General features: G+C 59.6%; 26 protein-coding genes. 6 read left to right on the forward strand and 20 right to left on the reverse strand.

Annotated elements, in window-relative coordinates:
* The first annotated feature begins 299 nt into the window (after window positions 1-299).
* The gene (ackA, locus tag C3F38_RS19975) at window positions 300-1,502 is read left to right on the forward strand and encodes an acetate kinase (RefSeq protein WP_025303669.1); all 1,203 of its coding nucleotides are present in this window, start codon (window positions 300-302) and stop codon (window positions 1,500-1,502) included.
* A 74-nt stretch (window positions 1,503-1,576) separates the two neighbouring features.
* The gene (pta, locus tag C3F38_RS19980) at window positions 1,577-3,733 is read left to right on the forward strand and encodes a phosphate acetyltransferase (protein ID WP_033648050.1); all 2,157 of its coding nucleotides are present in this window, start codon (window positions 1,577-1,579) and stop codon (window positions 3,731-3,733) included.
* Window positions 3,734-3,804: 71 nt separating this feature from the next.
* Here pta and C3F38_RS19985 read toward each other — a convergent pair whose 3' ends face one another.
* The 7 genes from C3F38_RS19985 to C3F38_RS20015 form a co-directional block, all read right to left on the reverse strand.
* Window positions 3,805-4,164: a hypothetical protein gene (locus C3F38_RS19985; RefSeq protein ID WP_223294913.1), complete on the reverse strand. Its 360-nt coding sequence runs from the start codon at window positions 4,162-4,164 to the stop codon at window positions 3,805-3,807.
* Window positions 4,165-4,376: 212 nt separating this feature from the next.
* On the reverse strand, window positions 4,377-4,751 hold the full coding sequence (locus C3F38_RS19990; RefSeq protein WP_223294912.1) for a hypothetical protein: 375 nt from the start codon (window positions 4,749-4,751) through the stop codon (window positions 4,377-4,379).
* Between the two features lie 208 nt (window positions 4,752-4,959).
* Window positions 4,960-5,934, reverse strand: a complete 975-nt coding sequence (locus tag C3F38_RS19995) for a transketolase family protein (protein ID WP_038876416.1) — start codon at window positions 5,932-5,934, stop codon at window positions 4,960-4,962.
* Complete coding sequence (locus C3F38_RS20000) at window positions 5,927-6,778, reverse strand: transketolase (RefSeq protein WP_055317048.1); 852 nt, start codon at window positions 6,776-6,778, stop codon at window positions 5,927-5,929. The genes C3F38_RS19995 and C3F38_RS20000 overlap by 8 nt, the downstream gene beginning before the upstream one ends.
* 13 nt (window positions 6,779-6,791) lie before the next feature.
* On the reverse strand, window positions 6,792-8,171 hold the full coding sequence (locus C3F38_RS20005) for a PTS ascorbate transporter subunit IIC (RefSeq protein WP_055317047.1): 1,380 nt from the start codon (window positions 8,169-8,171) through the stop codon (window positions 6,792-6,794).
* A 23-nt stretch (window positions 8,172-8,194) separates the two neighbouring features.
* A complete protein-coding gene (locus C3F38_RS20010) occupies window positions 8,195-8,476 on the reverse strand; it encodes a PTS sugar transporter subunit IIB (protein WP_038876420.1) in 282 nt (93 codons plus the stop codon).
* Between the two features lie 92 nt (window positions 8,477-8,568).
* On the reverse strand, window positions 8,569-9,012 hold the full coding sequence (locus C3F38_RS20015; protein ID WP_038876423.1) for a PTS sugar transporter subunit IIA: 444 nt from the start codon (window positions 9,010-9,012) through the stop codon (window positions 8,569-8,571).
* A gap of 310 nt (window positions 9,013-9,322) precedes the next feature.
* On the opposite strand from C3F38_RS20015, the gene C3F38_RS20020 reads away from it, so the two are divergent.
* A complete protein-coding gene (locus C3F38_RS20020) occupies window positions 9,323-10,342 on the forward strand; it encodes a LacI family DNA-binding transcriptional regulator (RefSeq protein ID WP_055317046.1) in 1,020 nt (339 codons plus the stop codon).
* A gap of 53 nt (window positions 10,343-10,395) precedes the next feature.
* Here the strand turns inward: C3F38_RS20020 and yfcD are convergent, their stop codons facing one another.
* Window positions 10,396-10,941 (reverse strand): NUDIX hydrolase YfcD, encoded by a 546-nt coding sequence (yfcD, locus tag C3F38_RS20025; RefSeq protein ID WP_038876427.1) that lies wholly within the window; start codon window positions 10,939-10,941, stop codon window positions 10,396-10,398.
* 99 nt (window positions 10,942-11,040) lie between these two features.
* The gene (gene yfcE / locus C3F38_RS20030) at window positions 11,041-11,592 is read right to left on the reverse strand and encodes a phosphodiesterase (protein ID WP_038876428.1); all 552 of its coding nucleotides are present in this window, start codon (window positions 11,590-11,592) and stop codon (window positions 11,041-11,043) included.
* Between the two features lie 233 nt (window positions 11,593-11,825).
* Here yfcE and yfcG point away from each other — a divergent pair, with 233 nt between their 5' ends.
* The 3 genes from yfcG (at window position 11,826) to C3F38_RS20045 (ending at window position 13,868) form a co-directional block, all read left to right on the forward strand.
* Window positions 11,826-12,455 carry a GSH-dependent disulfide bond oxidoreductase gene (yfcG, locus tag C3F38_RS20035; RefSeq protein WP_055317045.1) on the forward strand — a complete coding sequence of 210 codons (630 nt, stop codon included), beginning with the start codon at window positions 11,826-11,828 and terminating at the stop codon, window positions 12,453-12,455.
* A gap of 110 nt (window positions 12,456-12,565) precedes the next feature.
* Entirely contained in the window at window positions 12,566-12,937 is a 372-nt protein-coding gene (gene folX / locus C3F38_RS20040) for a dihydroneopterin triphosphate 2'-epimerase (RefSeq protein ID WP_025303682.1), read from the forward strand.
* 16 nt (window positions 12,938-12,953) lie between these two features.
* A complete protein-coding gene (locus tag C3F38_RS20045) occupies window positions 12,954-13,868 on the forward strand; it encodes a TIGR01777 family oxidoreductase (protein WP_047730187.1) in 915 nt (304 codons plus the stop codon).
* A gap of 7 nt (window positions 13,869-13,875) precedes the next feature.
* Here the strand turns inward: C3F38_RS20045 and hisP are convergent, their stop codons facing one another.
* The 11 genes from hisP to C3F38_RS20100 all read right to left on the reverse strand — a co-directional run bounded on the left by hisP (window position 13,876) and on the right by C3F38_RS20100 (window position 24,215).
* On the reverse strand, window positions 13,876-14,649 hold the full coding sequence (hisP, locus tag C3F38_RS20050; RefSeq protein ID WP_038876434.1) for a histidine ABC transporter ATP-binding protein HisP: 774 nt from the start codon (window positions 14,647-14,649) through the stop codon (window positions 13,876-13,878).
* 21 nt (window positions 14,650-14,670) lie between these two features.
* Entirely contained in the window at window positions 14,671-15,375 is a 705-nt protein-coding gene (locus C3F38_RS20055; RefSeq protein WP_038876436.1) for an ABC transporter permease, read from the reverse strand.
* Window positions 15,372-16,058: a histidine ABC transporter permease HisQ gene (locus C3F38_RS20060; RefSeq protein WP_038876438.1), complete on the reverse strand. Its 687-nt coding sequence runs from the start codon at window positions 16,056-16,058 to the stop codon at window positions 15,372-15,374. Before C3F38_RS20060 ends, C3F38_RS20055 begins: the two co-directional genes overlap by 4 nt.
* 82 nt (window positions 16,059-16,140) lie before the next feature.
* A complete protein-coding gene (hisJ, locus tag C3F38_RS20065) occupies window positions 16,141-16,923 on the reverse strand; it encodes a histidine ABC transporter substrate-binding protein HisJ (protein ID WP_019453740.1) in 783 nt (260 codons plus the stop codon).
* Between the two features lie 303 nt (window positions 16,924-17,226).
* Window positions 17,227-17,799, reverse strand: a complete 573-nt coding sequence (locus C3F38_RS20070; protein ID WP_038876440.1) for a UbiX family flavin prenyltransferase — start codon at window positions 17,797-17,799, stop codon at window positions 17,227-17,229.
* A 131-nt stretch (window positions 17,800-17,930) separates the two neighbouring features.
* A complete protein-coding gene (gene purF / locus C3F38_RS20075; protein WP_038876443.1) occupies window positions 17,931-19,448 on the reverse strand; it encodes an amidophosphoribosyltransferase in 1,518 nt (505 codons plus the stop codon).
* A 21-nt stretch (window positions 19,449-19,469) separates the two neighbouring features.
* Window positions 19,470-19,970: a colicin V production protein gene (gene cvpA, locus C3F38_RS20080; protein WP_004936119.1), complete on the reverse strand. Its 501-nt coding sequence runs from the start codon at window positions 19,968-19,970 to the stop codon at window positions 19,470-19,472.
* A 234-nt stretch (window positions 19,971-20,204) separates the two neighbouring features.
* Window positions 20,205-20,954 carry a cell division protein DedD gene (gene dedD, locus C3F38_RS20085; protein ID WP_038876445.1) on the reverse strand — a complete coding sequence of 250 codons (750 nt, stop codon included), beginning with the start codon at window positions 20,952-20,954 and terminating at the stop codon, window positions 20,205-20,207.
* A complete protein-coding gene (folC, locus tag C3F38_RS20090; protein ID WP_048234484.1) occupies window positions 20,955-22,220 on the reverse strand; it encodes a bifunctional tetrahydrofolate synthase/dihydrofolate synthase in 1,266 nt (421 codons plus the stop codon).
* 191 nt (window positions 22,221-22,411) lie between these two features.
* Entirely contained in the window at window positions 22,412-23,320 is a 909-nt protein-coding gene (accD, locus tag C3F38_RS20095) for an acetyl-CoA carboxylase, carboxyltransferase subunit beta (RefSeq protein WP_033643880.1), read from the reverse strand.
* A gap of 232 nt (window positions 23,321-23,552) precedes the next feature.
* Entirely contained in the window at window positions 23,553-24,215 is a 663-nt protein-coding gene (locus tag C3F38_RS20100) for a DedA family protein (RefSeq protein WP_019453745.1), read from the reverse strand.
* Window positions 24,216-24,241 lie beyond the last annotated feature (26 nt).

The raw sequence follows: 24,241 nt of genomic DNA on the forward strand, positions 1-24,241 counted from the left end.
AATTTGAAGCTTTAAATTTATTTTGTGTTTGCACCGGGCTATCGGTATCCTAAGCCGGCCTTGTGGCCGGTAGAAGATGACGTAAATTTTGTCAACTTTTAGCCCTATAAAAATCAAGATTATTTAAACCGCAGAGAAATCATCGGTTTTTCCATCATCCTGTGATTTGTGCACTTCACATGATGTTAATCATAAATGTCATCGGCACTATGCGCTACGCTTGTTGTCTGATTGACGATTAATTCACCACGTGTTTTCGATTTTCTTTTAACAACACGACTATTTAAGTAGGTACTTCCATGTCGAGTAAGCTAGTACTGGTTCTTAACTGCGGCAGTTCTTCTCTGAAATTCGCCATCATCGATGCCGTTAACGGCGACGAATTCCTCTCCGGTTTGGCCGAGTGTTTCCACCTGCCTGAAGCGCGCATCAAGTGGAAAATGGACGGCGCCAAACACGAAGCTGCCCTGGGGGCCGGCGCTGCACACAGCGAAGCGCTGAACTTCATTGTTAATACTATTCTGGCACAAAAACCAGAGCTTTCTGCGCAGCTGACCGCTATCGGCCACCGCATCGTGCACGGCGGCGAGAAGTTTACCGCTTCCGCCGTGATCAACGACGAAGTTCTGCAGGGTATCAAAGATTCCGTGCCGTTTGCACCACTGCACAACCCAGCTCACCTGATCGGCATCGCGGAAGCGCTGAAATCCTTCCCTAACCTGGCCGACAAGAACGTTGCCGTGTTCGACACCGCGTTCCACCAGACCATGCCGGAAGAATCTTACCTGTACGCCCTGCCGTACAGCCTGTACCGCGACCACGGCGTTCGCCGCTACGGCGCACACGGCACCAGCCACTTCTACGTGACTCAGGAAGCCGCGAAGATGCTGAACAAGCCGGTAGAAGAAGTGAACGTGATCACTTGCCACCTGGGCAACGGCGGTTCCGTTACCGCAGTGCGCAACGGCCAGTGCGTTGACACCTCCATGGGCCTGACCCCGCTGGAAGGCCTGGTGATGGGCACCCGCAGCGGTGACATCGATCCGGCTATCATCTTCCACCTGCATGATTCTCTGGGCATGAGCGTTGACCAGATCAACAAGATGCTGACCAAAGAATCCGGCCTGCTGGGCCTGACCGAAGTCACCAGCGACTGCCGTTACGTTGAAGACAACTACGACAGCAAAGCCGACGCCAAACGCGCCATGGACGTGTTCTGCCACCGTCTGGCCAAATACGTCGGCGCCTACAGCGCCCTGATGGAAGGCCGTCTGGACGCGGTGATCTTCACCGGCGGCATCGGCGAGAACGCCGGCATGGTGCGTGAGCTGACCCTGAACAAACTGGGCCTGCTGGGCTTCGAAATCGACCACGACCGCAACATGGCCGCTCGCTTCGGCAAATCCGGCGCCATCACCAAAGACGGCAGCCGCCTGGCGCTGGTGATCCCGACCAACGAAGAGTTGGTCATCGCGCAGGACGCATCCCGCCTGACCGCGTAATGCTCTCAAAACACCGTCAGCCCAGGCTGACGGTGTTGTTTTAGCCTCATGTTAATCGTGAAGAGGACTATTCTGTGTCACGTACTATTATGTTGATCCCCACCGGCACCAGCGTCGGCCTGACCAGCGTCAGCCTGGGTGTCATCCGCTCCATGGAGCAAAAAGGCGTTCGTCTGAGCGTGTTCAAGCCTATCGCTCAACCGCGCACCGGCGACAACGCGCTCGACCAGACCACCACCATCATCCGCAGCAACTCCACCATCCCGGCGGCCGAACCGCTACGCATGGACTACGTTGAGGGCCTGCTGAGCTCCAACCAGCAAGACGTGCTGATGGAAGAGATCGTGGCACGCTACCACGAGAACACCAAAGACGCGGAAGTGGTGCTGATCGAAGGCCTGGTGCCGACCCGCAAGCATCAGTTCGCCAACGCGCTGAACTACGAGATCGCCAAAACCCTGAATGCCGAGATCGTCTTCGTGCTGGCGCTGGGCAACGACTCCCCGGCGCAGCTGAAAGAGCGCATCGAACTGGCACGCACCAGCTTCGGCGGCAGCAAGAACAAAAACATCACCGGCGTGATCATCAACAAGCTGAACGCACCGGTCGACGATCAGGGCCGCACCCGTCCTGACCTGTCCGAAATCTTCGACGACTCCACCAAAGCCAGCATCGCCCACGTCGATCCTGCGCAGCTGTTCGCCAACAGCCCGCTGCCGGTTCTGGGCTGCGTGCCGTGGAGCTTCGATCTAATCGCCACCCGCGCCATCGACATGGCTCGCCACCTGAAGGCCCGCGTGGTCAATGAAGGCGACATCATGACTCGCCGCGTGAAGTCCGTGACCTTCTGCGCGCGCAGCATCCCGCACATGCTGGAACACTTCCGCCCGGGCTCTCTGCTGGTAACCTCCGCAGACCGTCCTGACGTGCTGGTCTCCGCCTGCCTGGCGGCGATGAACGGCGTGGAAATCGGCGCCATCCTGCTGACCGGCGGCTACGCCATCGACGAGCCGATCAAGAAGCTGTGTGAACGCGCCTTCCAGACCGGCCTGCCGGTGTTCATGGTCGACACCAACACCTGGCAGACCTCGCTGAGCCTGCAGAGCTTCAACCTCGAAGTGCCGGCGGACGACCACCAGCGCATCGAGAAAGTGCAGAACTACGTGGCCAGCCACATCAACACCGAGTGGATCGACTCGCTGACCGCCACCTCCGAGCGCTCACGCCGTCTGTCTCCACCGGCGTTCCGTTACGAGCTGACCGAGCTGGCGCGTAAAGCCGGCAAACGCATCGTGCTGCCTGAAGGCGACGAGCCGCGCACCGTGAAAGCGGCGGCCATCTGCGCCGAACGCGGCATCGCGGAATGCGTGCTGCTCGGCAACCCGGACGAGATCCAGCGCGTCGCGGCAGCGCAAGGCGTTGAGCTGGGCAAAGGCATCGAAATCGTCGATCCGGTCGCCGTGCGTGAAAACTACGTGCCGCGTCTGGTTGAGCTGCGCAAGAGCAAAGGCATGACCGAAGTGGTCGCGCGCGAGCAGCTGGAAGACAACGTGGTGCTCGGCACCCTGATGCTGGAACAAGGCGAAGTCGACGGTCTGGTCTCCGGCGCGGTTCACACCACCGCCAACACCATCCGTCCGCCGTTGCAGCTGATCAAAACCGCGCCGGGCAGCTCGCTGGTGTCCTCCGTGTTCTTCATGCTGCTGCCTGACCAGGTACTGGTCTACGGCGACTGCGCGATCAACCCGGATCCGACCGCCGAGCAGCTGTCTGAAATCGCCATCCAGTCTGCGGATTCCGCCGCGGCCTTCGGCATCGAGCCGCGCGTAGCGATGATCTCCTACTCCACCGGCAACTCCGGTGCGGGCAGCGACGTCGAGAAAGTGCGCGAAGCGACCCGTCTGGCGCAGGAAAAACGCCCGGACCTGATCATCGACGGCCCGCTGCAGTACGACGCCGCCATCATGGCCGACGTTGCCAAGTCCAAGGCGCCGAACTCACCGGTAGCCGGCCAGGCGACCGTGTTCATCTTCCCGGATCTGAACACCGGCAACACCACCTACAAAGCGGTACAGCGTTCCGCTGACCTGGTCTCCATCGGGCCGATGCTGCAAGGCATGCGCAAGCCGGTGAACGACCTGTCGCGCGGCGCACTGGTTGACGATATCGTCTACACCGTTGCGCTGACGGCGATCCAGTCTTCCCAGGCTGACGCTGCCGCCAAGGCGTAATTCATCGCCAAACGAAACAAGGGCCGGCATTGCCGGCCCTTGCTATTTCATTCATCCCTTCTCTCGCTTTATTACTCCGCGCTGGCAATAACCTGCAAAATCTGGCCGTCGCTGATTTTCAGCGAGAAACTGCGCTGCCAGAAACGTTTGGAATCTGCATCCTGAGGATCCACGGTACTGATTGCCACGGTGTATAGCGCATTGCTCTCAAATGCCTTGAACGAGTATGGGATACATTGGCCGGGCGTAATCGTCTCAACGGGCTTCGGTGGTAGAGTGGTCCTGCGCCAGAGCTCATGCGTTTGACTATCCAACCGTTGTTCAATAGCGATGCTGACCAGACTGAACCTGCCACTCTGTGTTGAGTAGGTTTGCGGTAAGATCATTTCCCCGCAGCGTAATGTCCGCAGCGTAAAAACGTTGCTTTTCAAGGATACAGCCACTGAGCAACATCATCATGATGAGGGTATAGATTCTTCTCATTTCAGGTTTCCCTGTCGGCAGGAGTATTAAGAAATCCTTTCAAAACATGCTCATAACGGCTTTTCAAATCAGGACCTATAATACCTTGCATCAGTTTCACCTCAAACCACCGTTCTTTGCCATAACGAGAAAGGATGAAGTAATCTGCAAGAAGGCTGGCTTATGCCTCCATACCATAATCAGCTAAGGAGTAGTAATCAGGCAGCGAGTATTTATAAGTTACCGCCCAGCTCATTATTCCCCGCAGCCGGACGTTCATCCCCATCTGATACTGCCATACGTGGGCCATTTCATGCATGAACCACCATAGGTAGCGCGTTGTTTCTGTGGAAAAATCTTCCCTGAAGTGTTTTTTAGGCCAATAAAGTTCACCATTAGGCGTAACGGCCGTTTCCTCATTCTGCAAACCAAACGGGAAATAGCTCGCGTTATGCACTTTAACAAGACTGTAGTCGATGGCATTTTTATAGAGAAAACGGGATAGCGTGATCTCGCCTGGCGTCAGCCTTCTGAACGAGCCTCTTGCTGTTATCATTATTCACACTATGAATATAACTTATTGTATTTATTAGACTGTTTTTATTATCTCTTTTTACCCAAGCATTGACTATCTATTATCCATTAAAAACAAAAAGCCCCCTAAGGGGCTTCTCAGTTGATAACGTATGAGTCATAACTCAGATACTGGGCAGGAAGGTATGTGCTTTATACATAGCACCAGACCTCATTCGTTACAGCAGTTGTTATTGACTCGAGAACTGCTTTTGCAGCAACTGCCCGGCGGCCTCCAGGATATGCTCGGCGGTCAGGCCGTACTCCTGCTGTAGAAATGCCTGGGTGCCCACCTGGCCGTAACGCTCCTTCACCCCCACGCGCCGCATCGGTGCCGGGCACTCTTCCGCCAGCACCTCCGCCACCGCCGATCCCAGCCCGTTATGAATGCTGTGGTTTTCACAGGTGACGATGCGCCCGGTCTTGGCCGCATAGGTTTTGATCAGTTCACGGTCGATAGGCTTGAGGGTGAACATATCGATCACCGCCGCGCTGACGCCCTGCTGCGCCAGCATCTGCGCCGCCTTCAGCGCCTCCGCCACCATGATGCCATTGGCAATCAGCGTAATGTCGTCGCCGTCGCGCAGCAGGTTGCCCTTGCCGATGGTAAAGCGCGAGCCCTCCTGGTAGATGCGCGTCGCCTGCTTGCGAATGGTGCGCACCCAGTAGAAGCCGCGCAGATCCATCAGCTGACGCAGAATATCGGCGAACATGGTGGCGTCGGTCACCTCCAGCACCACCGAATGCGCCAGCCCGCGCACAATGCCCATATCCTCGAACGACATGTGGGTGCCGCCGTTGTGGCAGGCGCTCACCCCGGCGTCGGAGGCGATCACCTTGACGTTGTTGCGCTGATAATCCAGCGACATGAACAGCTGATCGAAACAGCGGCGGCTGGCGAAGGCGGTAAAGGTATGCACAAACGGCACCCTGCCGGTGAGCGACAGCCCGGCGGCGACGCCGATCACGTTGGCCTCCATGATGCCGCAGTTGATCACGTGCTGCGGGTGATCCTTGTGCACGCCGTCCATCGCCATCGAGCTCATCAGATCCGCCTCCAGCGCGATGATCGGCGCGCCCGCCTCAATCTGCCGACGTACCGCGCCGGCGTAGACTTTGCGCATTTCGACGGCGTCGTTTTCCAACTGCGTCACTACGTTAAACATGGGCGGCCTCCAGTTCGGCGATGGCTTTTTCGATTTCCTGCTGCACGTCCGGCGTCAGGCGCAGGTGGTGAGAGTTCGACAGGTTTTCCAGATAGGCCACGCCCTGCCCTTTGATGCTGTCGAGCACGATCGCCAGCGGCCGCTGTTCGCCGCCGCGCGCCGGCGCCACCGCCGCCAGCAGCGCCGCGATGTCGTCGCCCTTGATGGTCTGCACCTCAAAGCCGAAGGCGCGGAACTTGGCGGCCAGATCGAACGGTTGGATCACCTCGTCCAGCGCGCCGTCCAGCTGTTGCTTGTTGTAATCGATGAACAGCGTCAGGTTGTTCAGATTGTGGTGGGCGATAAACTGGAACGCCTCCCAGCACTGCCCTTCGTTCAGTTCCCCGTCACCGAGGATGCTGAACACCCGATTGCGGCGCCTCGCCAGCCGATGGGACAACGCCATGCCGGCGGCGATCGACACGCCCTGCCCCAGCGAGCCGGTGGTGGCGTCCACGCCACGCGTGCGCAGCCGGTCCGGGTGGCTCGGCAGACGCGTGCCGTTCTGGTTAAGGGTCTTCAGCTCCGCCAGCGGGAAGTAGCCCTTGATCGCCAGCGTGCTGTACAGCGCCGGGCCGGCGTGCCCTTTCGACAGCACGAAGTCATCGCGCTCCGGCCAGTCCGGATCCGCCGGATCGATACGCATCACGCTGCCGTACAGCACCGCCAGCGTCTCCACCACCGACATGCAGCCGCCGTAGTGGCCGAAGCCCAGCCCGGTCAGCGCTTTCAGCGTTTCCAGGCGGATCGCCCGCGCCAGGGTATGCAGCTCTTCAATTTCCGTTTCGCTCGTTGTGTCGTTCATCAGTCTGCCCTCGTTATTTCTCGACGCGGTCAGCGGCCGGCGCGCCTTTGCGTTTTCCCAGGAAGTTATGCGCCACCAGCAGCGCGAACACGGCGACGATCGCCAGCATGATCATCTCCTTCGACATAAAGCGCGCCATATTGCCCAGCAGGATGCCGATCGCGCCGAAGTCGGCGTCGGAGAAGGTGGTGTTGGCAAAGCCCAGCGCCCCCAGCACCGGCAGCAGCAATACCGGCAGGAAGGTGATCAGCAGCCCGTTGGCAAAGGCGCCCAGCATCGCGCCGCGCCGCCCGCCGGTGGCGTTGCCGAACACCCCGGCGGTAGCGCCGGTGAAGAAGTGCGGCACCACGCCGGGCAGGATCAACACCATCTTCAGCTGCCCCAGCAGGAACAGCCCGGCCAATCCGCCAAGGAAGCTGAACAGGAAGCCGATCAGCACCGCGTTGGGGGCATAGGGATAGACCACCGGGCAATCCAGCGCCGGCCGCGCATTCGGCACCAGCTTTTCCGAGAAGCCGGTGAACGCCGGCACAATTTCCGCCAGAATCAAACGCACGCCCTGCAGGATGATGAACACCCCGGCGGCGAAGGTGATGGCCTGAATGATCGAATACACCAGGTAGTTCTGGCCGCCGCTGAGCTCGCTTTCCACATAGGCCCGCCCGGCGCAGATCGCCAGGATCAGGTAGATGACGATCATGGTCATCGAGATCGAAATGGAGCTGTCGCGCAGGAAGCTGAGGTTTTTCGGCAGGTTCATCTCCTCGGTCGAGCGCGAGTTTTTGCCCACCTTCGAGCCGATCCAGCCGGACAGCACGTAGCCCAGGGTACCGAAGTGACCGAAAGCGATATCGTCATTGCCGGTGATGCGGCGCATATAGCGCTGGGCGATCGCCGGGAAGAACGCCATCACCAGCCCCAGGATCAGCGCGCCGGTAAACACCAGCTGCACGCCCTCGAAGCCCGCCACCGTTAGGATGATGCCGATCATGCAGGCCATGTAGAAGGTGTGGTGGCCGGTCAGGAAGATGTATTTCAGCCGGGTGAAGCGTGCCACCACGATATTCGCCACCATGCCGAACGCCATGATCAGCGCGGTGGAGGCGCCGTATTTCTCCAGCGCGATGGAGACAATGGCTTCGTTATTCGGAATGATGCCCTGAATATTGAACGCGTGTTCGAACATGCCGCCCAGCGGATTGAGCGACCCGACCAATACCGTGGCGCCGCCGCCCAAAACGATAAAGCCGAGAATGGTTTTTACCGTGCCTTTCACCACGTCGGAAAACGATTTTTTTTGCGCCAGCAAACCGATCAGCGCAATAAGCCCGACCAGTACCGAAGGCACCTTTAATATATCCACCACAAACTTAAGCGTTTCCTGGATAAACATATCCACCTCGCCAATCGTTTTATTCAGATGATTGAGTGGGCTTCGAAGTAAGCGCGCAGCTTGGCTTCCAGCTCATTAATGTCGATGATGTTGCTGATCACCACCAGCTGCTCGGCCGGTACGCTGGCGCTGTCGGCGATGTCTTTCGCCATCACGAACACGTCGGCGGCGCCGGGGGTGGCGGACGACAGATCGGAGTGTTCGACCTCGGCCGCCACGCCCATCTTTTTCAGCACCTTTTTAATGTTCATTTCCACCATAAAACTGCTGCCGAGACCGGAACCGCAAATCGCCATGATTTTCATAATATCCACCTGTTGAATTTAGCGTATAGGGTAGCGCCGCCGGTCATATTCCCGGCGTTGTTAGCATTAATAGTGTTCCTGGTGATTAAGCGTTAATAGCGGGCGATAATATCCTCGATTTGCCGTTTATCTTTGGCGTGAAATAACGCCTCCATGGCCTGATTGTCTGAAAATAATTCCGCCAGTTGCGAAATCAATTCGATGTGGCTGTCGCCGTCGGGCGCCGAAAGCATCACCACCACCTGAACCGGATCGTTATCCGCGGAATGAAAGTTCACCCCCTGATGGATCTTCAGCAGCGATAATCCCAACGCGTTGGCGCCCTCCTCCGGCCGGGCGTGCGGCATGGCGATGCCCGGTGCCAGGACAAAGTAAGGCCCGAGCTTCTCCTGCTGATGAAAGATGGCCGTCAGGTAATTCGGCGTGATCACGCCGTCTTGCAGCAGCGGCTGCGCACTCAGCGTTACCGCCTGGCGCCAGTCCTCCACCCGTTCGCACAGCTGTATATGATCGGCGGTCAGCCACTCTTTCAGCACGTTACCCTCCTAAAGGTTGATGGTTTCGGCCGGTGATTAATTCACCGACGACGGTAAAACTTTAATCAACCCCTCCCGGCCACACAGTGATGGATATCACAAAGATAGCGCTACCAAAGCGCTATCATGCAGATCTGTGATAGCGCTATCAAAACGCCGCGCCGCGGCATGGCGTTAACCACAATTTTTTCTCGCTCTTTCGGGTAACGGGGTAGAATGTGCCGCATACGGGGATCGTCGAAGCCGCGCCGTCGGCTTCCCGCCCTCACCATTTTTATGCGCCGCGCGCGCATTTCAGTCGGGATTAGGCATGTCGATCGGTAAAAAACGACGCAGCACGGGCAGGGTGACGTTGGCTGACGTAGCGCAGCTGGCAGGCGTCGGCACCATGACGGTGTCGCGCGCGCTGCGCACGCCGGAGCAGGTTTCAGACAAACTGCGCGAGAAGATTGAAGCCGCGGTGAGCGAACTGGGGTATCTGCCCAACCTGGCCGCCAGTTCGCTGGCGTCGGCCTCGTCCTACACCATCGCCATGGTGGTGCCCAGCCTGTCCGAATCCGGCTGCGCCGAGATGTTCGCCGGCCTGCAGAAAGTGCTGCAGCCGGCCGGTTATCACATCATGCTGGCGGAATCGCAGCATCACCTCGAACGCGAAGAGAAGCTGCTGGAGACCCTGCTCTCTTACAACCTGGCGGCGGCGGTGCTGCTCAGCGTCGAGCATTCGCAAAACACCCGCAACGCGCTCATCGCCGCCAACATTCCGGTGGTGGAGATCGGCGCCGTGCGCGCCGATCCGATCGACATGAGCATCGGCATCGACTACGTGGCGGCCATGTATCAGCTGACGCAAACGGTGATCGCCAGCGGCTACCAGAACATCGGGCTGCTGTGTGCCAATCAGGAACAGTGGATCTTCCAGCAGCACCTGCAGGGCTGGCACAAGGCGCTGCTGCGCAACCATATGTCGCCGCATCGGGTGATCAACGCCGCGCAGCCCGCCAGCTTCAGCACCGGCGCGCAGCAGCTGCCGGAATTCCTGCTGGCCTGGCCGGAGCTGGACGCGCTGGTGTGCGCCTCGGACGAACTGGCCGGCGGCGCGCTGTATGAATGCCAGCGGCGGCGCATCAAGGTGCCGGACAATCTGGCGGTGGTGGGGTTCGGCAACAGCGAGTTCAGCCGAGTCTGCCAGCCGCCGCTGACCACCATGACCATTCCGCATCGTGACATCGGCATTCAGGCCGGCCAGGCGCTGCTGGCGCGCTTGAACGAGCAGCCCTGGCTGCCGGCAGGCTCCCTGCCCGCCACGCTGTGCCGCCGCGACAGCTGCTGAACCCGCGCCATAAAAAAGCCGGTCGATGACCGGCTTTCTCACGCGTTGGCGTCTCAGTGGTTGTCGAGCGGCTTACCGTAATCCTGTTCGTTGTTGCGCGTCAGCCACAGCGACAGCGCCTTCAGCGAATCCGGAGTAAACTCGTCGCAGCGCGCGGTGATCTCTTCCGGCGTCAGCCAGCACACCTCGGCCACTTCTTCTTCCTGCAGCGCGAACGGGCCGTGCGATACGCAGCTGAACAGCGCGCCCCACACCCGGCACTGCTCTTCTTCGAAGTAGAACAGACCGTGTTCGGCGAAAGGCACACCGGCGATGCCCAGCTCTTCTTCCGCCTCGCGGCGCGCCGAATCCAGCACGTTTTCACCGCTTTGCACTACGCCACCCGCCGTTGCGTCCAACCAGCCCGGGTAGAGGTCCTTGATCTCGGTGCGACGCTGCACCAGAATTTTTCCCATCCCATCATGCACCACAATATAGGTAGCACGATGACGCAGCCGCTCCGCCCGCATCTGTTGACGACTGGATTGCGCGATCACCTCGTTTTGCTCGTCGACGATATCAACCCATTCGGTATCTGCAGCCTGACCCTGTTCCGCCATCCTCTAAAACCTTCTATTTTGGCGCGATGCATCCCGCGCGCTGGTTAATCAATGAGTGTTTTTCAAAGATTTTTATTGTGTGTGTATAAATTAGTGCGTTTAGCGTGTTAACGCCACTTCCGCGACGACCTTGCCGTCGTCGAGCGTCAGCACGCGCAAAGTGCCCCGATCCAACATGCCGTAGCTGGCCGGAAAGCCCCCTTTGGGAATGCTGACCGAGCCCGGATTGAAGCAATAGATCTCACCCTGCCGCTCCGCCTGCGGCAGATGCGTATGGCCGTAGGCCAGGACGTCACCGCGGGATAACGGCGGCAGTGCCGAGGGATGATAAAGGTGACCGTGGGTCAAAAACAATCGTCTTTTTTGCAGTAAAACCTGTTGCCAGGGCGCCTCGATGGGAAACGTCAGCAGCATCTGATCGACCTCGCTGTCGCAATTGCCGCGAACGGCGATGATCTTGTCGCTATAGCGATTCAATCGTTCGGCAACCTGAGCGGGCTGATACCCGGCCGGCAGCGCGTTGCGCGGGCCGTGATTCAGCAAATCACCCAGAAGAATCAACCAGTCGGCGCCGTTTTGTTCGAACAATTCCAGCACGCGTTCGGTGGCCGGCAGCGAGCCGTGGATATCCGAGGCGAACATCAGCTTCATAACCTTGTCCTATAGAGGGAAATAAGCGCCATTTTACCGCGCCGGCGCCGTGCGGCAAACCGCCGCCCGCCCCGGTGGAGAATTGTGATCCAACCGCGCAGATAGCATCGGACGAATCCCACATAGCCTGCTATCCTTAGCTGCTATTGTTGGATCTCTGATATACCTTTGTGCGCGGCGAAGACCGCAGCAACGTGTAATGAATTACAGATCACCTTACCGCAGGAGGCAACATGATTGACCTGTATTACGCGCCTACTCCCAATGGTCACAAGATCACCTTGTTTTTGGAAGAGGTCGGCTTACCCTACCGTATCCATCGCGTAAACATCAGCGCCGGCGAGCAGTACAAACCGGACTTTCTGAGCATTTCTCCCAACAACAAAATCCCGGCGATCGTCGATCAGCAACCGGTGGACGGCGGCGCGCCAATCAGCCTGTTCGAGTCCGGGGAAATCCTGCTGTATCTGGCGGAGAAAACCGGCAAGCTGTTGAGCAAGGGCCTGCGCGAACGCGCCGCCACCCTGCAGTGGCTGTTCTGGCAGGTGGCCGGTTTCGGGCCGATGCTCGGGCAGAATCACCACTTCAACCACTACGCGCCGCAGCCGGTGCCTTACGCCATCGAGCGCTACCAGCTGGAGACCAAGCGGCTGTACGGCGTGCTGGAAGCCGAACTGCAAAAACACCCGTACCTGGGCGGCGACAACTACAGCATCGCCGATATCGCCACCTACCCGTGGGTGGTGTCGCATCCGCGCCAGCGCATCGATCTGGCGGATTACCCGGCGGTGCGCAACTGGTTCGAGCGCATCAGCAACCGCCCGGCGACCGAGCGCGCCTATAAGCTGGCCGAACAGGGCTAAGCCCGCCCCTCGACTCCCCGCCGCCGGGGAGTCACATCGCCCCTGCGTTATCATTTCCCTACTTTCCGTGTATTCTGAACGCCAATAATCAGACCTATGGAGAATCTCTGATGTCTTTCAGTCAACCCGACGCCGTTATTCGCATTAAAAATCTGCGGTTGCGCACGTTCATCGGTATCAAGGAAGAAGAAATCAACAACCGACAGGACGTCCTGATTAACGTGGTGATCCACTACCCGGCGGACAAGGCACGCAACAGCGAAGACATCGCCGACGCGCTCAACTACCGCACCATCACCAAAGCGATCATCCGCCATGTGGAAGATAACCGTTTCGCGCTGCTGGAAAAATTAACGCAGGATGTGCTCGATATCGTAAAAGAACACGCCTGGGTGACCTATGCTGAAGTGGAGATAGATAAACTTCTGGCCCTGCGCTACGCCGATTCGGTCTCCATGACCATGAGCTACCGCCGGGACTAACTCAGGGAGGTCGACCATGCGGATCCTGATCACCGGCGCAACGGGATTGATAGGCAGCAGCCTGACGGCCAGGCTGCTGGCGCTTTCTCACCACATTACGGTGCTGACGCGAGACGAACGGCGAGCCCGGGCCAGGCTGGGCGACCAGCCGAGCTATTGGCAAACGCTGGACGACAGGCAGTCGCTGGATGACTTCGATGCGGTGATCAATTTGGCCGGCGAACCTATCGCCGACAAGCGCTGGAGCGCACAGCAGAAACAGCGGCTGTGCCATAGCCGCTGGGATCTGACCGAGCGGTTGGCGCAGCTTATCAAGGCCGGCAGCACGCCGCCCGGCGTGCTGATTTCCGGTTCCGCCGTCGGCTACTACGGCGACCAGGGACAGGCGGTGGTCACCGAAGAGGAGCCGCCGCACGACGAATTCACCCACCAGCTGTGCCAACGCTGGGAAGCGCTGGCGCTGCAGGCGCAGAGCGGCGCAACCCGCGTCTGCCTGCTGCGCACCGGCGTGGTGCTGGCGCCACAGGGTGGCGCGCTGGCTAAAATGCTGCCGCCGTTCCGCTTCGGGCTGGGCGGCCCGATCGGCGACGGCCGCCAATACCTGCCGTGGATCCATCTCGAAGACATGGTCAACGGCATTATTTATTTGCTGGATCACGCCACTCTGACCGGCCCGTTCAACATGGTCGCTCCCTACCCGGTGCATAACGAGCAGTTCGCCGCCCAATTGGCCAACGTGCTCGATCGCCCGGCGTTTCTGCGGGTGCCGGCGTTCGTCATGCGTTTGTTGATGGGGGAAGCGGCGGTGCTGGTGCTCGGCGGCCAGCGGGCGGTGCCGAAGCGGCTGGAGGAGGCCGGCTTCCACTTCCGCTATCTGGAGCTGGAACAGGCGCTGGATGACGTGATTAATCAGCGGGCCGAAGCCCGCTGATCTGAAGTTACTTCAACGCGCCGGACAGGAACTGCTGCAGGCGCGGGCTTTTGGGGTTGCCGAACAGCTCGGCCGGCGGCCCCTGCTCTTCAATCAACCCTTTGTGCAGGAAGATCACGTGGTTGGAAACGTGGCGCGCAAACTCCATTTCGTGCGTCACCACCACCATGGTTTTCCCCTCCTCCGCCAGCTTCTGCATGATACGCAGCACCTCACCCACCAGCTCGGGATCCAGCGCCGACGTCGGTTCGTCAAACAGCAGCACTTCCGGCTCCATCGCCAACGCGCGGGCGATAGAAACACGCTGCTGCTGGCCGCCCGACAGGTGCACCGGGTATTTGCCGCGCGCCCGCTCATCGATGCCCACCTTATCCAGATAGCGCACCGCGCGCTCGTGCGCTTCGGCCTTGCTCAGCCCCAGCACCTGCACCGGCGCCTCCATCACGTTCTCGAGCACCGTCATGTGGCTCCACAGATTGAAATGCTGGAACACCATGGTCAGGCGGGTGCGCAGCAGCTGCAGCTGCTTCTTGTCGAACACCTTCAGCTGGCCGTCTTTGTCGCGCACCATGCGAATGTCTTCGTTGTTCAGGCTGATCGAGCCTTCGCTCGGCTTCTCGAGGAAGTTGATGCAGCGCAGAAAGGTGCTTTTGCCGGAGCCGGAGGAGCCGATGATGCTGATCACATCCCCGGCGTTGGCCGCCAGCGAGACGCCCTTCAGCACTTCGTGGTCGCCATAGCGTTTATGCAGTTCCGTGACGGCTAATTTATTCTCAGACATGGTTTTTCTTCCCGTCATTTATCAGTGACTAACGTGTGCCATCCAGCGTCTTTCAGCCTTGCGGAACAGGCTGATTAACACGTAGGAGATGATCAGGTACAGCACCGCCGCAATGCCGAAAGCGTAAAACGGCTGATAGGTCGCGGCGTTGATGTCGCGCGCGATCTTCAGCAGATCCGGCACGGTGGCGGTAAACGCCAGCGCGGTGGAGTGCAGCATCAGGATCACTTCGTTGCTGTAAGCCGGCAGCGCGGTGCGCAGCGCCGAAGGCAAAATGATGCAGCGATACATCTTGAAGCGCGAGAAACCGTAGGCGTTGGCGGCCTCGATTTCACCGTGCGGCACCGAGCGGATGGCCCCGGCGAAGATCTCGGTGGTATAGGCGCAGGTGTTGAGCGTCAGCGCCAGGATGGTGCAGTTGAGCCCGCTGCGGAAAAACGCGTTGAGAAACTCGCTGCCGCGCACGATCTCAAGGCTGTACATGCCGGAGTAGAACACCAGCAGCTGCACGTACAGCGGCGTACCGCGAAACACATAGGTGTAGAGCCACACCGGGAAACGCACCCAGCGGATGGAAGAGACGCGCGCCACCGCCATCGGGATCGCCAGCAGCCCGCCCATCACCACCGAGGCGATCAGCAGCCACAGCGTTACCGCCACGCCGGTGAAGCGGTAGCCGTCGCTCCACAGCAGCGACTGCCAATACTGTTGCAGGATCTCAATCATAGCTCGGCCCTCTTGACGCCCAGTGAGTAACGCCGTTCAAGCCACAGCAGCACGCCGTTGGAAACGGTAGTGAAGATCAGGTAAACCACGCCGGCCACGATGGCGAAGAAGAACGGCTGATAGGTGCCTTTCCCCGCCAACTGCGTGGCTTTCACCACGTCGTTCAGGCCGAGGATCGACACCAGCGCCGTCGCCTTCAGGATCACCTGCCAGTTGTTGCCGATGCCCGGCAAGGCGAAACGCATCATCGCCGGGAACAGAATGCGCCGGAAGATCTGCGCGCCGCTGAAGCCGTAGGCCGTCGCCGCTTCGATCTGCCCTTTCGGCACCGCCAGATAGGCGCCGCGGAAGGTCTCGGTAAAATAAGCGCCGTAGATAAAGCCGAGGGTAATGATGCCGGCGCCGAGCGGATCGATATCGATCTGCGCGAAGCCCAGCAGCATGGTGATGTTGTTCAGCGCGATCTGCAAACCGTAAAAGATCAGCAGCATCAGCACCAGATCGGGCACGCCGCGGATCAGCGTGGTATAAGCGCCGAACAGGCCGGAGATAAAGGGGTTATGAGACAGTTTGCCACCGGCGCCGATCAGACCGATCACCACCGCCAGCACCACGGAACTGAGGGCCAGCTCCAACGTCACCAGAGCCCCCTCGAAAATCAGTTGGGAATAGCCTTGCAGCATCTACTTCACCCTGTGGTCTAGGATCCGAACCATCGGGGCCGGCGCACCGGCCCCGCAGTCACAGCATGGAACGGGAAGCGGATTACCCGCCGTAGACGTCAAAGTCGAAGTACTTTTTCGCGTATTTGTCGTAGGTGCCGTCTTTACGCATCTCGGCGAAGGCTTTGTCCAGCGCCGCTTTCAGCTCGGTATCGGTCTTGCGCAGCCCCATGCCGGTGCCGACGCCGAAGAACTTGTCATCCTTCACCGATTCGCCGGCGAACGCATAGTCTTTGCCCGGCGGCTGTTTCAGGAAGCCGTCGCTGCCCGCCACTTCATCCTGGAAAGCAGCATCGATACGGCCGGAGGCCAGGTCGGCATAAGCCAGATCCTGATTCTGGTAAGGCACGACGGTCACCCCTTTCGGCTGCCACATGGCGTTGGCGTAGGCTTCCTGGGTGGTGCCCTGCAGCACGCCCACGCTCTTGCCTTTCAGCGCTTCGGCGGTCGGCAGCAGCTTGGAGCCCTTCGGCGCGATCAGACGCGCGTTGGCGGCATACAGCTTGTCGGTAAAGGCGATTTCCTGCTGGCGTTTTTCAGTGATGGACAGCGAAGAGATAATGGCGTCAATCTTCTTCGCCTTGAGGGATGGGATCAGCGCATCGAAGTCGCTCTCCACGAAGGTGCATTGGGTATTGATGCGTTTGCACAGCTCTTTGGCCAAATCGATGTCAAAGCCAACCAGCTCGCCTTTGGCGTTTTTGGATTCAAACGGCGCGTATGTCGGATCGGTGCCAATCTTCAGCGTGGAAGGAATGGCGGCAAAGGCGCTGCTGGCGGCGCTCAAAGCCAGAACTAACGGCAAAATCAAAACCCGCTTTTTCATAAATTACCCTCAAATTGATTTTTTTGATGCCACTACGGGCATTACTTTCCCCACCAAATCAATTTGCAGTAATCGTGCCACATTCGGTGCTACGGGCGGAGGGAACGGCTCCGGCCTTCACAATACTGTTTCCTGGGACGATAACCGCAAAATTAAATCGGCCGGTCGGGGCCGCGCCACTGGCAGCCGCGACAAGGCGGCGCCATGAAACAGTGAGCGTGATGAAGTGGGATCATTATGGTGCATACTCCGCCCTAATTCAGTGCGGTGTTGCACAAATGTACCAATTTAGGGACGAAACTGTTAATTAACACCCTGCCAGCGGGTGAACAGGTCGGTCGGCAGTTCGATATCAAACTGGTCGATCACCCGATTAACGGTCTGATCGATGATGTCTTCCACGCTTTTCGGCTGGTGGTAAAACGCCGGCACCGGCGGCATGATCACCGCCCCCATCTCCGCTGCCTGGGTCATCAACCGCAGGTGCCCCAAATGCAGCGGCGTTTCCCGCACGCACAGCACCAAACGGCGGCGCTCTTTGAGCACCACGTCGGCGGCCCGGGTCAGCAGCCCGTCGCTGTAGCTGTTGACGATGCCGGACAGGGTTTTGATCGAACAGGGCAGGATCGCCATGCCCAGGGTCTTGAAGGAGCCGGAGGAGATGCCGGCGGCGATGTCGCGCGCATCGTGCACCACATCGGCCAGCGCCTGCACTTCACGCAGGCTGTACGGCGTTTCCAGCGCCAGCGTCTGTCTTGCCGCGTTGCTCATCACCAAATGGGTTTCCACCTCTGCGACGTCGCGCAAAACCTGCAACAGGCGCACGCCGTAGATAGCGCCGCTGGCGCCGGAAATGCCGATGATGAGTCGTTTCATGGAAAATGGCCTCTGCCGTAAAAAGTAAGATCAGGCAGACTTTGCCGCAATGGCGAGGGATAAGCAAGTCAGAGGAGCAAGGTGCACCGCCGCAGACGCGGCGATGCACCCTGAGGGAGCAACGCAGGCGGTTAGCCTTCGTTATGCAGTTCCAGATTTTCCGCTTCGGTTTGCCCCCGCAGCGCCTTGGCGTCGTCGCTGCGCAGCGACTCCAGGTATTCCAGATAGCTTTGGTCGACGTCTTTGGTCACGTAGATGCCGTTGAACACCGAACATTCGAACTGGGTGATGTCCGGGTTCTCTTCGCGCACCGCTTCGATCAGATCGTCCAGGTCCTGGAAAATCAGCCCGTCGGCGCCGATGATCTGGCGGATTTCATCCACTTCACGCCCGTGGGCGATCAGTTCGTTGGCGCTCGGCATGTCGATGCCGTAGACGTTCGGGAAGCGCACTTCCGGCGCGGCGGAAGCCAGGTACACGCGCTTGGCGCCCGCTTCGCGCGCCATCTCGACGATCTGTTCCGACGTGGTGCCGCGCACGATGGAATCATCCACCAACAGCACGTTCTTGTCGCGGAACTCGGCGCGGTTGGCGTTCAGCTTGCGGCGCACCGACTGGCGCCGCGCCTGCTGGCCCGGCATGATGAAGGTGCGGCCGACGTAGCGGTTCTTCACAAAGCCCTGGCGGTATGGCTTCTCGAGAATGCGCGCGATCTCCAGCGCGATGTCGCAGGAGGTTTCCGGAATCGGGATCACCACGTCGATGTCCAGATCTTCCCACTCGCGGGCGATCTTCTCACCCAGCTTCTGGCCCATGCGCACGCGGGCGCTGTAGACCGAGATCTTGTCCATAAAGGAGTCCGGGCGCGCGAAATAAACGTATTCGAACAGGCACGGGTTGGTTTTCGGGTTCTCCGCGCACTGGCGGGTGAACAGCTGGCCCTTGGTGGTGATGTACACCGCTTCGCCCGGCGCCACGTCGCGCAGGAACTCAAAGCCCAGGGTATCCAGCGCCACGCTCTCGGAGGCCACCATGTACTCGCTGCGGCCATCCTCCAGCGTGCGCTTGCCGATCACCAGCGGGCGAATGCCGTTCGGGTCGCGGAACGCCAGCAGGCCGTGGCCGATGATCATCGCCACGCAGGCATAAGCGCCGCGCAGTTGCTGATGCATGGCGGCGACCGCGGTAAAGATGTTGTCGGCCTCCAGCGGGTAGTGCGGGAAGCGGTCCAGCTCGCTGGCCAGCACGTTCAGCAGGATTTCCGAGTCGGAGGTGGTGTTGACATGGCGGCGGCCGCTTTCGAACAGATTTTGGCGCAGCTCATGGGCGTTGGTCAGGTTGCCGTTGTGGGCCAGCGTAATGCCGAACGGCGAGTTGACGTAGAAAGGCTGGGCCTCAGAGGCGCTCGAGCTGCCGGCCGTCGGGTAACGCACATGGCCAATGCCCATGTTGCCCTGCAAGCGTTGCATATGGCGCGCCTCAAACACATCCTTCACCAGGCCGTTGGCTTTACGCAAACGGAACCCGTTGTGGGCGTCAATGGTGACGATGCCTGCGGCATCCTGGCCACGGTGCTGAAGCACCGTCAGCGCATCATAAATCGACTGGTTTACCGGCATGAAACCGGCGATACCGACAATACCGCACATGTTGTCTTTTCCTCATCAGCGCTACCGCCCCGGCAATTGGGTCGGCAAGAAACTCGACGTGCTCTGCAGGTAGTCAAAGAACCACCTGATGACGTAACTGAACTGGGGAATGAGCTGCGACTGTTTCCAGTCGGCGCTTTGTGAGAAGCCGGTAAAGGTGTCCAGGAAGAACAGGATCGCCGCGACGATCAACACTCCGCGCAGCGCGCCGAAGCAGATGCCCAACACGCGGTCGGTGCCCGACAACCCGGTTTTCTCTACCAGTGAGCTAATCACATAGTTAACAATAGCCCCTACGATCAAGGTCGCGATGAACAAAATCGCGATCGCGATGCCGTTTCGCACCAGTTCATCTTCAAAACGAGTGAAATAGACCGCAAGGTAAGAGTAGAAATGGCTGGCAACAAAAAACGCACATCCCCATGTCACAAGTGACAATGCTTCGCGAACAAACCCTCGGATCAGGCTCACCAGAGCCGAAAATCCAATCACCGCTATAATGACGTAATCAATCCAGACCATGAACTATTCCAATGATGAATCGCCCCTGCATCCAATTCGCGGCGAATTCTAACAGAAAAAGAAAACGTTTGCGTAGGGGATTTCCTACCACGTTACAAATAAAAAGCGGCGATCAAAAAATTCCCAATCGCCGCGCCTACATAGGTGATTTCGCCTGTAAAAGGCGCGGTTTTTCTCGCTTTCTCTCCACAACTCCTTAATTCAGGGGCGCATCGTGCTGCGCCCCTGCGGGGTTTAACGGCCGTACGGCTTCACCTGCCCGCTCAGCCCGCTGATCGAGTTCAGCGACGGCAGCGCCGCCTGCAGCTTCTGCTTGGAAGCGTCCGGGCCGACGTAGATGCGGGTGATCTGCCCCTGCACCGGCGTTGACGGCACGGTAAAGGCGCGATAGCCCGAGAGGCGCAGCGAGGCGACAATCTCGTTCGCCTTGGCGGCGTTTTTCAACGCCCCGAGCTGCACGACATAGGCTTGTCCAGCCGGCGCTTTTTCTTCCGCCGGTTTCGGCTGCGGTGCCGGTTCAGGCTTCGGCGTCGGTTCAGGTTTCGGCTCCGGCTTCGGCGCCGGCTTCACTTCCACCGGCTTCGGTTGCGGCGTCGGCTTCGGCTTCACTTCTACCGGTTTGGTTTCTACCGGTTTCGGCTTGGGCTGCGGCACCGGTTGAGGACGCGTTTCGACCGGCGGCGGTGCCACCTGCGTCGGCTGCTGAGCAGTCTGCCGCGCCGCCTGTTGCGCCGCCGCTTCGTTGGCCGCCTGCTGCTCGACCAGCGCGCCCGCCCCTTCCGGCGGCTGTGCCGGCAGTGGCTGCGTCACCGGCGGCAGCACGTCGTTCTCTTCGACATCGCCCGCCTTCGGCACCAACGGAATGGCCGCGAATTCATCCTCGTAATGCTTCTTTTTGCCGTCCAGCAGCCCTGGCAGGATGATTACCCCCAGCGCTACCAGAATCACGGTTCCGACCAGTCGGTTCTGAAATTTACTCGCCACTCACACTCCCCGCATCTCGTCTAACGCCGCCATCACCTGCGCCACGGTGTGGAACGATCCACAGACGATCACAATATCCTGTTTATCAGCATCCTGCATAGCCTGCCGCCAGGCAGTTTCGACATCATTAAAGCGGCGCGGTTCCGTCAGATGTTGCGCCAGCTGTTCGACGCTGGCGCCGCGCGGCCCGTCGAGCGGTGCGCAGTACCATTCATCCACCTGCTCGCTGAGGCAGGCCAGCGTGCCGGCGATGTCTTTGTCCGACAGCATGCCCACCACCGCGCGCACCTTGCCGCCGTCGCGCGGCAGTTTGGCCAGGCGCCCGGCCAGATAGCCGGCGGCGTGCGGGTTGTGCGCCACGTCGAGGATCAGCGTCGGCTCCCGCCGCACGATCTGGAAACGCCCCGGCAGTGTCGCCTGTTGCAGCCCGGTGAAGATCGCGCGTTCGTCGATTTCCAGTGGGGAGCAGTTCAGCGCCGCCAGCGCGGTAGCGGCGTTGGCCAGCGGTACATTCGGCGTCGGCAGATCGGTCAGCAGCGTGTCGCCGCCCTGCCACTGCCAGCGATCTCCCTGCTCGCTGAAGCTCCAGGCTTCGCCGCGGCGATACAGCGGCGCGCCCAGCGTTTCGGCAACCTGACGAATGCTGTTCGGCATGTCGGGTTCGCCCACCACCGCCGGCTTGCCGCTGCGGAAAATGCCGGCCTTCTCGCGGCCGATGCTTTCGCGATCGTTGCCCAGCCAGTCGGTGTGATCGAGCGCGATGCTGGTGATCACCGCCACGCTCGGATCGACGATGTTTGTGGCGTCGAGACGCCCGCCCAGCCCCACTTCCAGGATCACCACGTCGAGCCGCGCCTGTTTGAACAGCTGCAGCGCCGACAGGGTGCCGAATTCGAAATAGGTCAGCGACGTTTCGCCGCGGCCGGCTTCAATGGCGGCGAACGAGCGGCTGTGCTCCGCTTCGCTCAGCTCTTCCCCCTGAATGCGCACGCGTTCGGTATAGCGCACCAGATGCGGCGAACTGTAGACGCCGACGCGCAGGCCGGCGGCCAGCAGAATGGCTTCGAGGGTGCGACAGGTGGTGCCTTTGCCGTTGGTGCCGGCAACGGTGAACACCGTGGGAGCGGGGGTCAGTAAATCCAGATGTGCCGCGACGCGCTGTACGCGCTCAAGGCCGAGTTCGATCGCCTGGCTGTGCAGACGTTCCAGATAATAAAGCCACGAGCTCAATGGCGACGTGGCTTGGGGAATTCGGTGGTTTTGCATGAGTCCCATCACTGAACTTGGGTTCATTAATCCATCAGGGCACCACCCTCACCGCGGTAAAGGCGATGCGCTTCGTGACTGCCGCCAGCCTGCAAACCGCAGCGAGAAGGGCTGCGGCCGGCAGGGAACGGGCATCAGCCGTCACTTAGCCACAAAGTGGCGGCTGAACCCGGGCGGGATCCGTCTTTGCCTCAGGCGTCGGCCTGCTGCTCCGGCTCAATGACCGGCGCGGCCTCATCGAAATGCGGCTGCGGCTGGTTGGTCAGCTTGGACAGAATGCTCGCCAGCGTTTGGCGCATTTCCGGGCGGCGAACGATCATGTCGATCGCGCCTTTTTCGATCAGGAACTCGCTGCGCTGGAAGCCCGGCGGCAGTTTCTCGCGCACGGTCTGCTCGATCACGCGCGGGCCGGCAAAGCCGATCAGCGCTTTCGGCTCGGCGATGTTGATGTCGCCCAGCATCGCCAGGCTGGCGGAGACGCCGCCCATGGTCGGGTCGGTCAGCACGGAGATGTACGGCAAGCCGCGCTCCTGCATTTTGGCCAACGCCGCGCTGGTTTTCGCCATCTGCATCAGCGACATCAGCGCCTCCTGCATGCGCGCGCCGCCGCTGGCGGAGAAGCACACCAGCGGACAGTTGTCCTCCAGCGCCTGCTCAACCGCACGCACGAAACGCGCGCCAACCACGGAAGACATCGAACCGCCGATGAAGGCGAATTCAAAGGACGCCGCGACGATCGGCATGCCGTACAGCGTGCCCTTCATCACCACCAGCGCATCTTTCTCGCCGGTCGCTTTCTGTGCGGCGACCAGACGATCTTTATAGCGCTTGGAATCCTTGAATTTCAGAACGTCTTTCGGCTCCAGATCGCTGCCCAGCTCCACTTCGCTGCCTTCATCCAGCAGGGTATGCAGACGCGCGCGCGCGCTCATACGCATATGGTGGTCGCACTTCGGACACACTTCCAGATTACGCTCCAGCTCGGCGCGGTAGAGAACCTGGCCGCAGCTGTCGCATTTGGTCCAGACCCCTTCAGGAATGCTCGCCTTACGGGTTTGTGTGATATTGCTCTTGTTAAGAATTCGTTCAATCCAGCTCATCGATGACCTTTCTGTTTGAACCTGGCACACGCCAGTCCGCTGTTCATGCTTTAACAATCCCCCCGAAAACACCCCAATGAAAAAATGCCCGTTCGCGGCGCGGCAAGCGCGGCGACTGAGGCATCGGCTTCAGGGTTGTTCGCAGGAACAGACCATAATGTCGCTCATTAAACCATATCGGCCCGACGCTGTGGACAAAAAACTGGTCGAACCGACAGGTTGAGCGATGTTTTTATTGTTTTTGCTGGCGGGCGGCGGCGCGCTTGTGGCGCCAAATTTCAATCACGCCCGGCAGAATCGAAACGATGATGATCCCGACGATCAGCAGTTTCAGGTTCTCCTGCACCACCGGCAGATCGCCGAACAGGTAGCCAGCATAAGTGAAGAGCAGCACCCAAACCAGTGCGCCAATCACGTTGTAGGCGGCGAAGTGGCGATAGGACATATGCCCCATACCGGCGACGAACGGCGCAAAAGTACGCACGATCGGCACGAATCGCGCCAGAATAATCGTTTTCCCACCGTGTTTCTCATAGAACTGGTGCGTCTTGTCCAGATAGCTGCGGCGGAAAATTTTCGAATTCGGGTTGCTGAACAGCTTCTCGCCGAACAATCGCCCGATAGTGTAGTTCACCGCATCGCCGAGGATCGCCGCCACCACCATCAACGCCACCATGGTGTGCACGTTCAGATCGTTGGTCGGCAACGCCGCCAGCGCACCGGCGACAAACAGCAAAGAATCCCCCGGCAGGAACGGCGTCACCACCAGACCGGTTTCGCAAAACAGGATCAGGAACAGAATAGCGTAGACCCACATGCCGTATTGTGCGACCAGTTCGGCCAGGTGCACATCAATATGCAGAATGAAATCAATAATAAACTTGATGATGTCCATAAATTCTCTCATTGATGCCGGGTGTT

The sequence above is a fragment of the Serratia sp. SSNIH1 genome, from assembly GCF_002935055.1.
Classification (GTDB): domain Bacteria; phylum Pseudomonadota; class Gammaproteobacteria; order Enterobacterales; family Enterobacteriaceae; genus Serratia; species Serratia nevei.

What these genes read in the sequence shown, in the direction of transcription:
- accD (WP_033643880.1), bottom strand. Translation starts at nt 23,320, where the DNA reads ATGAGCTGGATTGAACGAATTCTTAACAAGAGCAATATCACACAAACC.
- ackA (WP_025303669.1), top strand. Translation starts at nt 300, where the DNA reads ATGTCGAGTAAGCTAGTACTGGTTCTTAACTGCGGCAGTTCTTCTCTG.
- yfcE (WP_038876428.1), bottom strand. Translation starts at nt 11,592, where the DNA reads ATGAAGCTGATGTTCGCCTCGGATATCCACGGCTCGCTGCCGGCCACC.
- yfcG (WP_055317045.1), top strand. Translation starts at nt 11,826, where the DNA reads ATGATTGACCTGTATTACGCGCCTACTCCCAATGGTCACAAGATCACC.
- C3F38_RS20100 (WP_019453745.1), bottom strand. Translation starts at nt 24,215, where the DNA reads ATGGACATCATCAAGTTTATTATTGATTTCATTCTGCATATTGATGTG.
- C3F38_RS20020 (WP_055317046.1), top strand. Translation starts at nt 9,323, where the DNA reads ATGTCGATCGGTAAAAAACGACGCAGCACGGGCAGGGTGACGTTGGCT.
- C3F38_RS20000 (WP_055317048.1), bottom strand. Translation starts at nt 6,778, where the DNA reads ATGAACGACACAACGAGCGAAACGGAAATTGAAGAGCTGCATACCCTG.
- C3F38_RS20055 (WP_038876436.1), bottom strand. Translation starts at nt 15,375, where the DNA reads ATGATTGAGATCCTGCAACAGTATTGGCAGTCGCTGCTGTGGAGCGAC.
- folC (WP_048234484.1), bottom strand. Translation starts at nt 22,220, where the DNA reads ATGCAAAACCACCGAATTCCCCAAGCCACGTCGCCATTGAGCTCGTGG.
- C3F38_RS19990 (WP_223294912.1), bottom strand. Translation starts at nt 4,751, where the DNA reads ATGATAACAGCAAGAGGCTCGTTCAGAAGGCTGACGCCAGGCGAGATC.
- cvpA (WP_004936119.1), bottom strand. Translation starts at nt 19,970, where the DNA reads ATGGTCTGGATTGATTACGTCATTATAGCGGTGATTGGATTTTCGGCT.
- C3F38_RS20010 (WP_038876420.1), bottom strand. Translation starts at nt 8,476, where the DNA reads ATGAAAATCATGGCGATTTGCGGTTCCGGTCTCGGCAGCAGTTTTATG.
- C3F38_RS20005 (WP_055317047.1), bottom strand. Translation starts at nt 8,171, where the DNA reads ATGTTTATCCAGGAAACGCTTAAGTTTGTGGTGGATATATTAAAGGTG.
- C3F38_RS19995 (WP_038876416.1), bottom strand. Translation starts at nt 5,934, where the DNA reads ATGTTTAACGTAGTGACGCAGTTGGAAAACGACGCCGTCGAAATGCGC.
- folX (WP_025303682.1), top strand. Translation starts at nt 12,566, where the DNA reads ATGTCTTTCAGTCAACCCGACGCCGTTATTCGCATTAAAAATCTGCGG.
- hisP (WP_038876434.1), bottom strand. Translation starts at nt 14,649, where the DNA reads ATGTCTGAGAATAAATTAGCCGTCACGGAACTGCATAAACGCTATGGC.
- hisJ (WP_019453740.1), bottom strand. Translation starts at nt 16,923, where the DNA reads ATGAAAAAGCGGGTTTTGATTTTGCCGTTAGTTCTGGCTTTGAGCGCC.
- C3F38_RS20060 (WP_038876438.1), bottom strand. Translation starts at nt 16,058, where the DNA reads ATGCTGCAAGGCTATTCCCAACTGATTTTCGAGGGGGCTCTGGTGACG.
- C3F38_RS20070 (WP_038876440.1), bottom strand. Translation starts at nt 17,799, where the DNA reads ATGAAACGACTCATCATCGGCATTTCCGGCGCCAGCGGCGCTATCTAC.
- C3F38_RS20045 (WP_047730187.1), top strand. Translation starts at nt 12,954, where the DNA reads ATGCGGATCCTGATCACCGGCGCAACGGGATTGATAGGCAGCAGCCTG.
- yfcD (WP_038876427.1), bottom strand. Translation starts at nt 10,941, where the DNA reads ATGGCGGAACAGGGTCAGGCTGCAGATACCGAATGGGTTGATATCGTC.
- purF (WP_038876443.1), bottom strand. Translation starts at nt 19,448, where the DNA reads ATGTGCGGTATTGTCGGTATCGCCGGTTTCATGCCGGTAAACCAGTCG.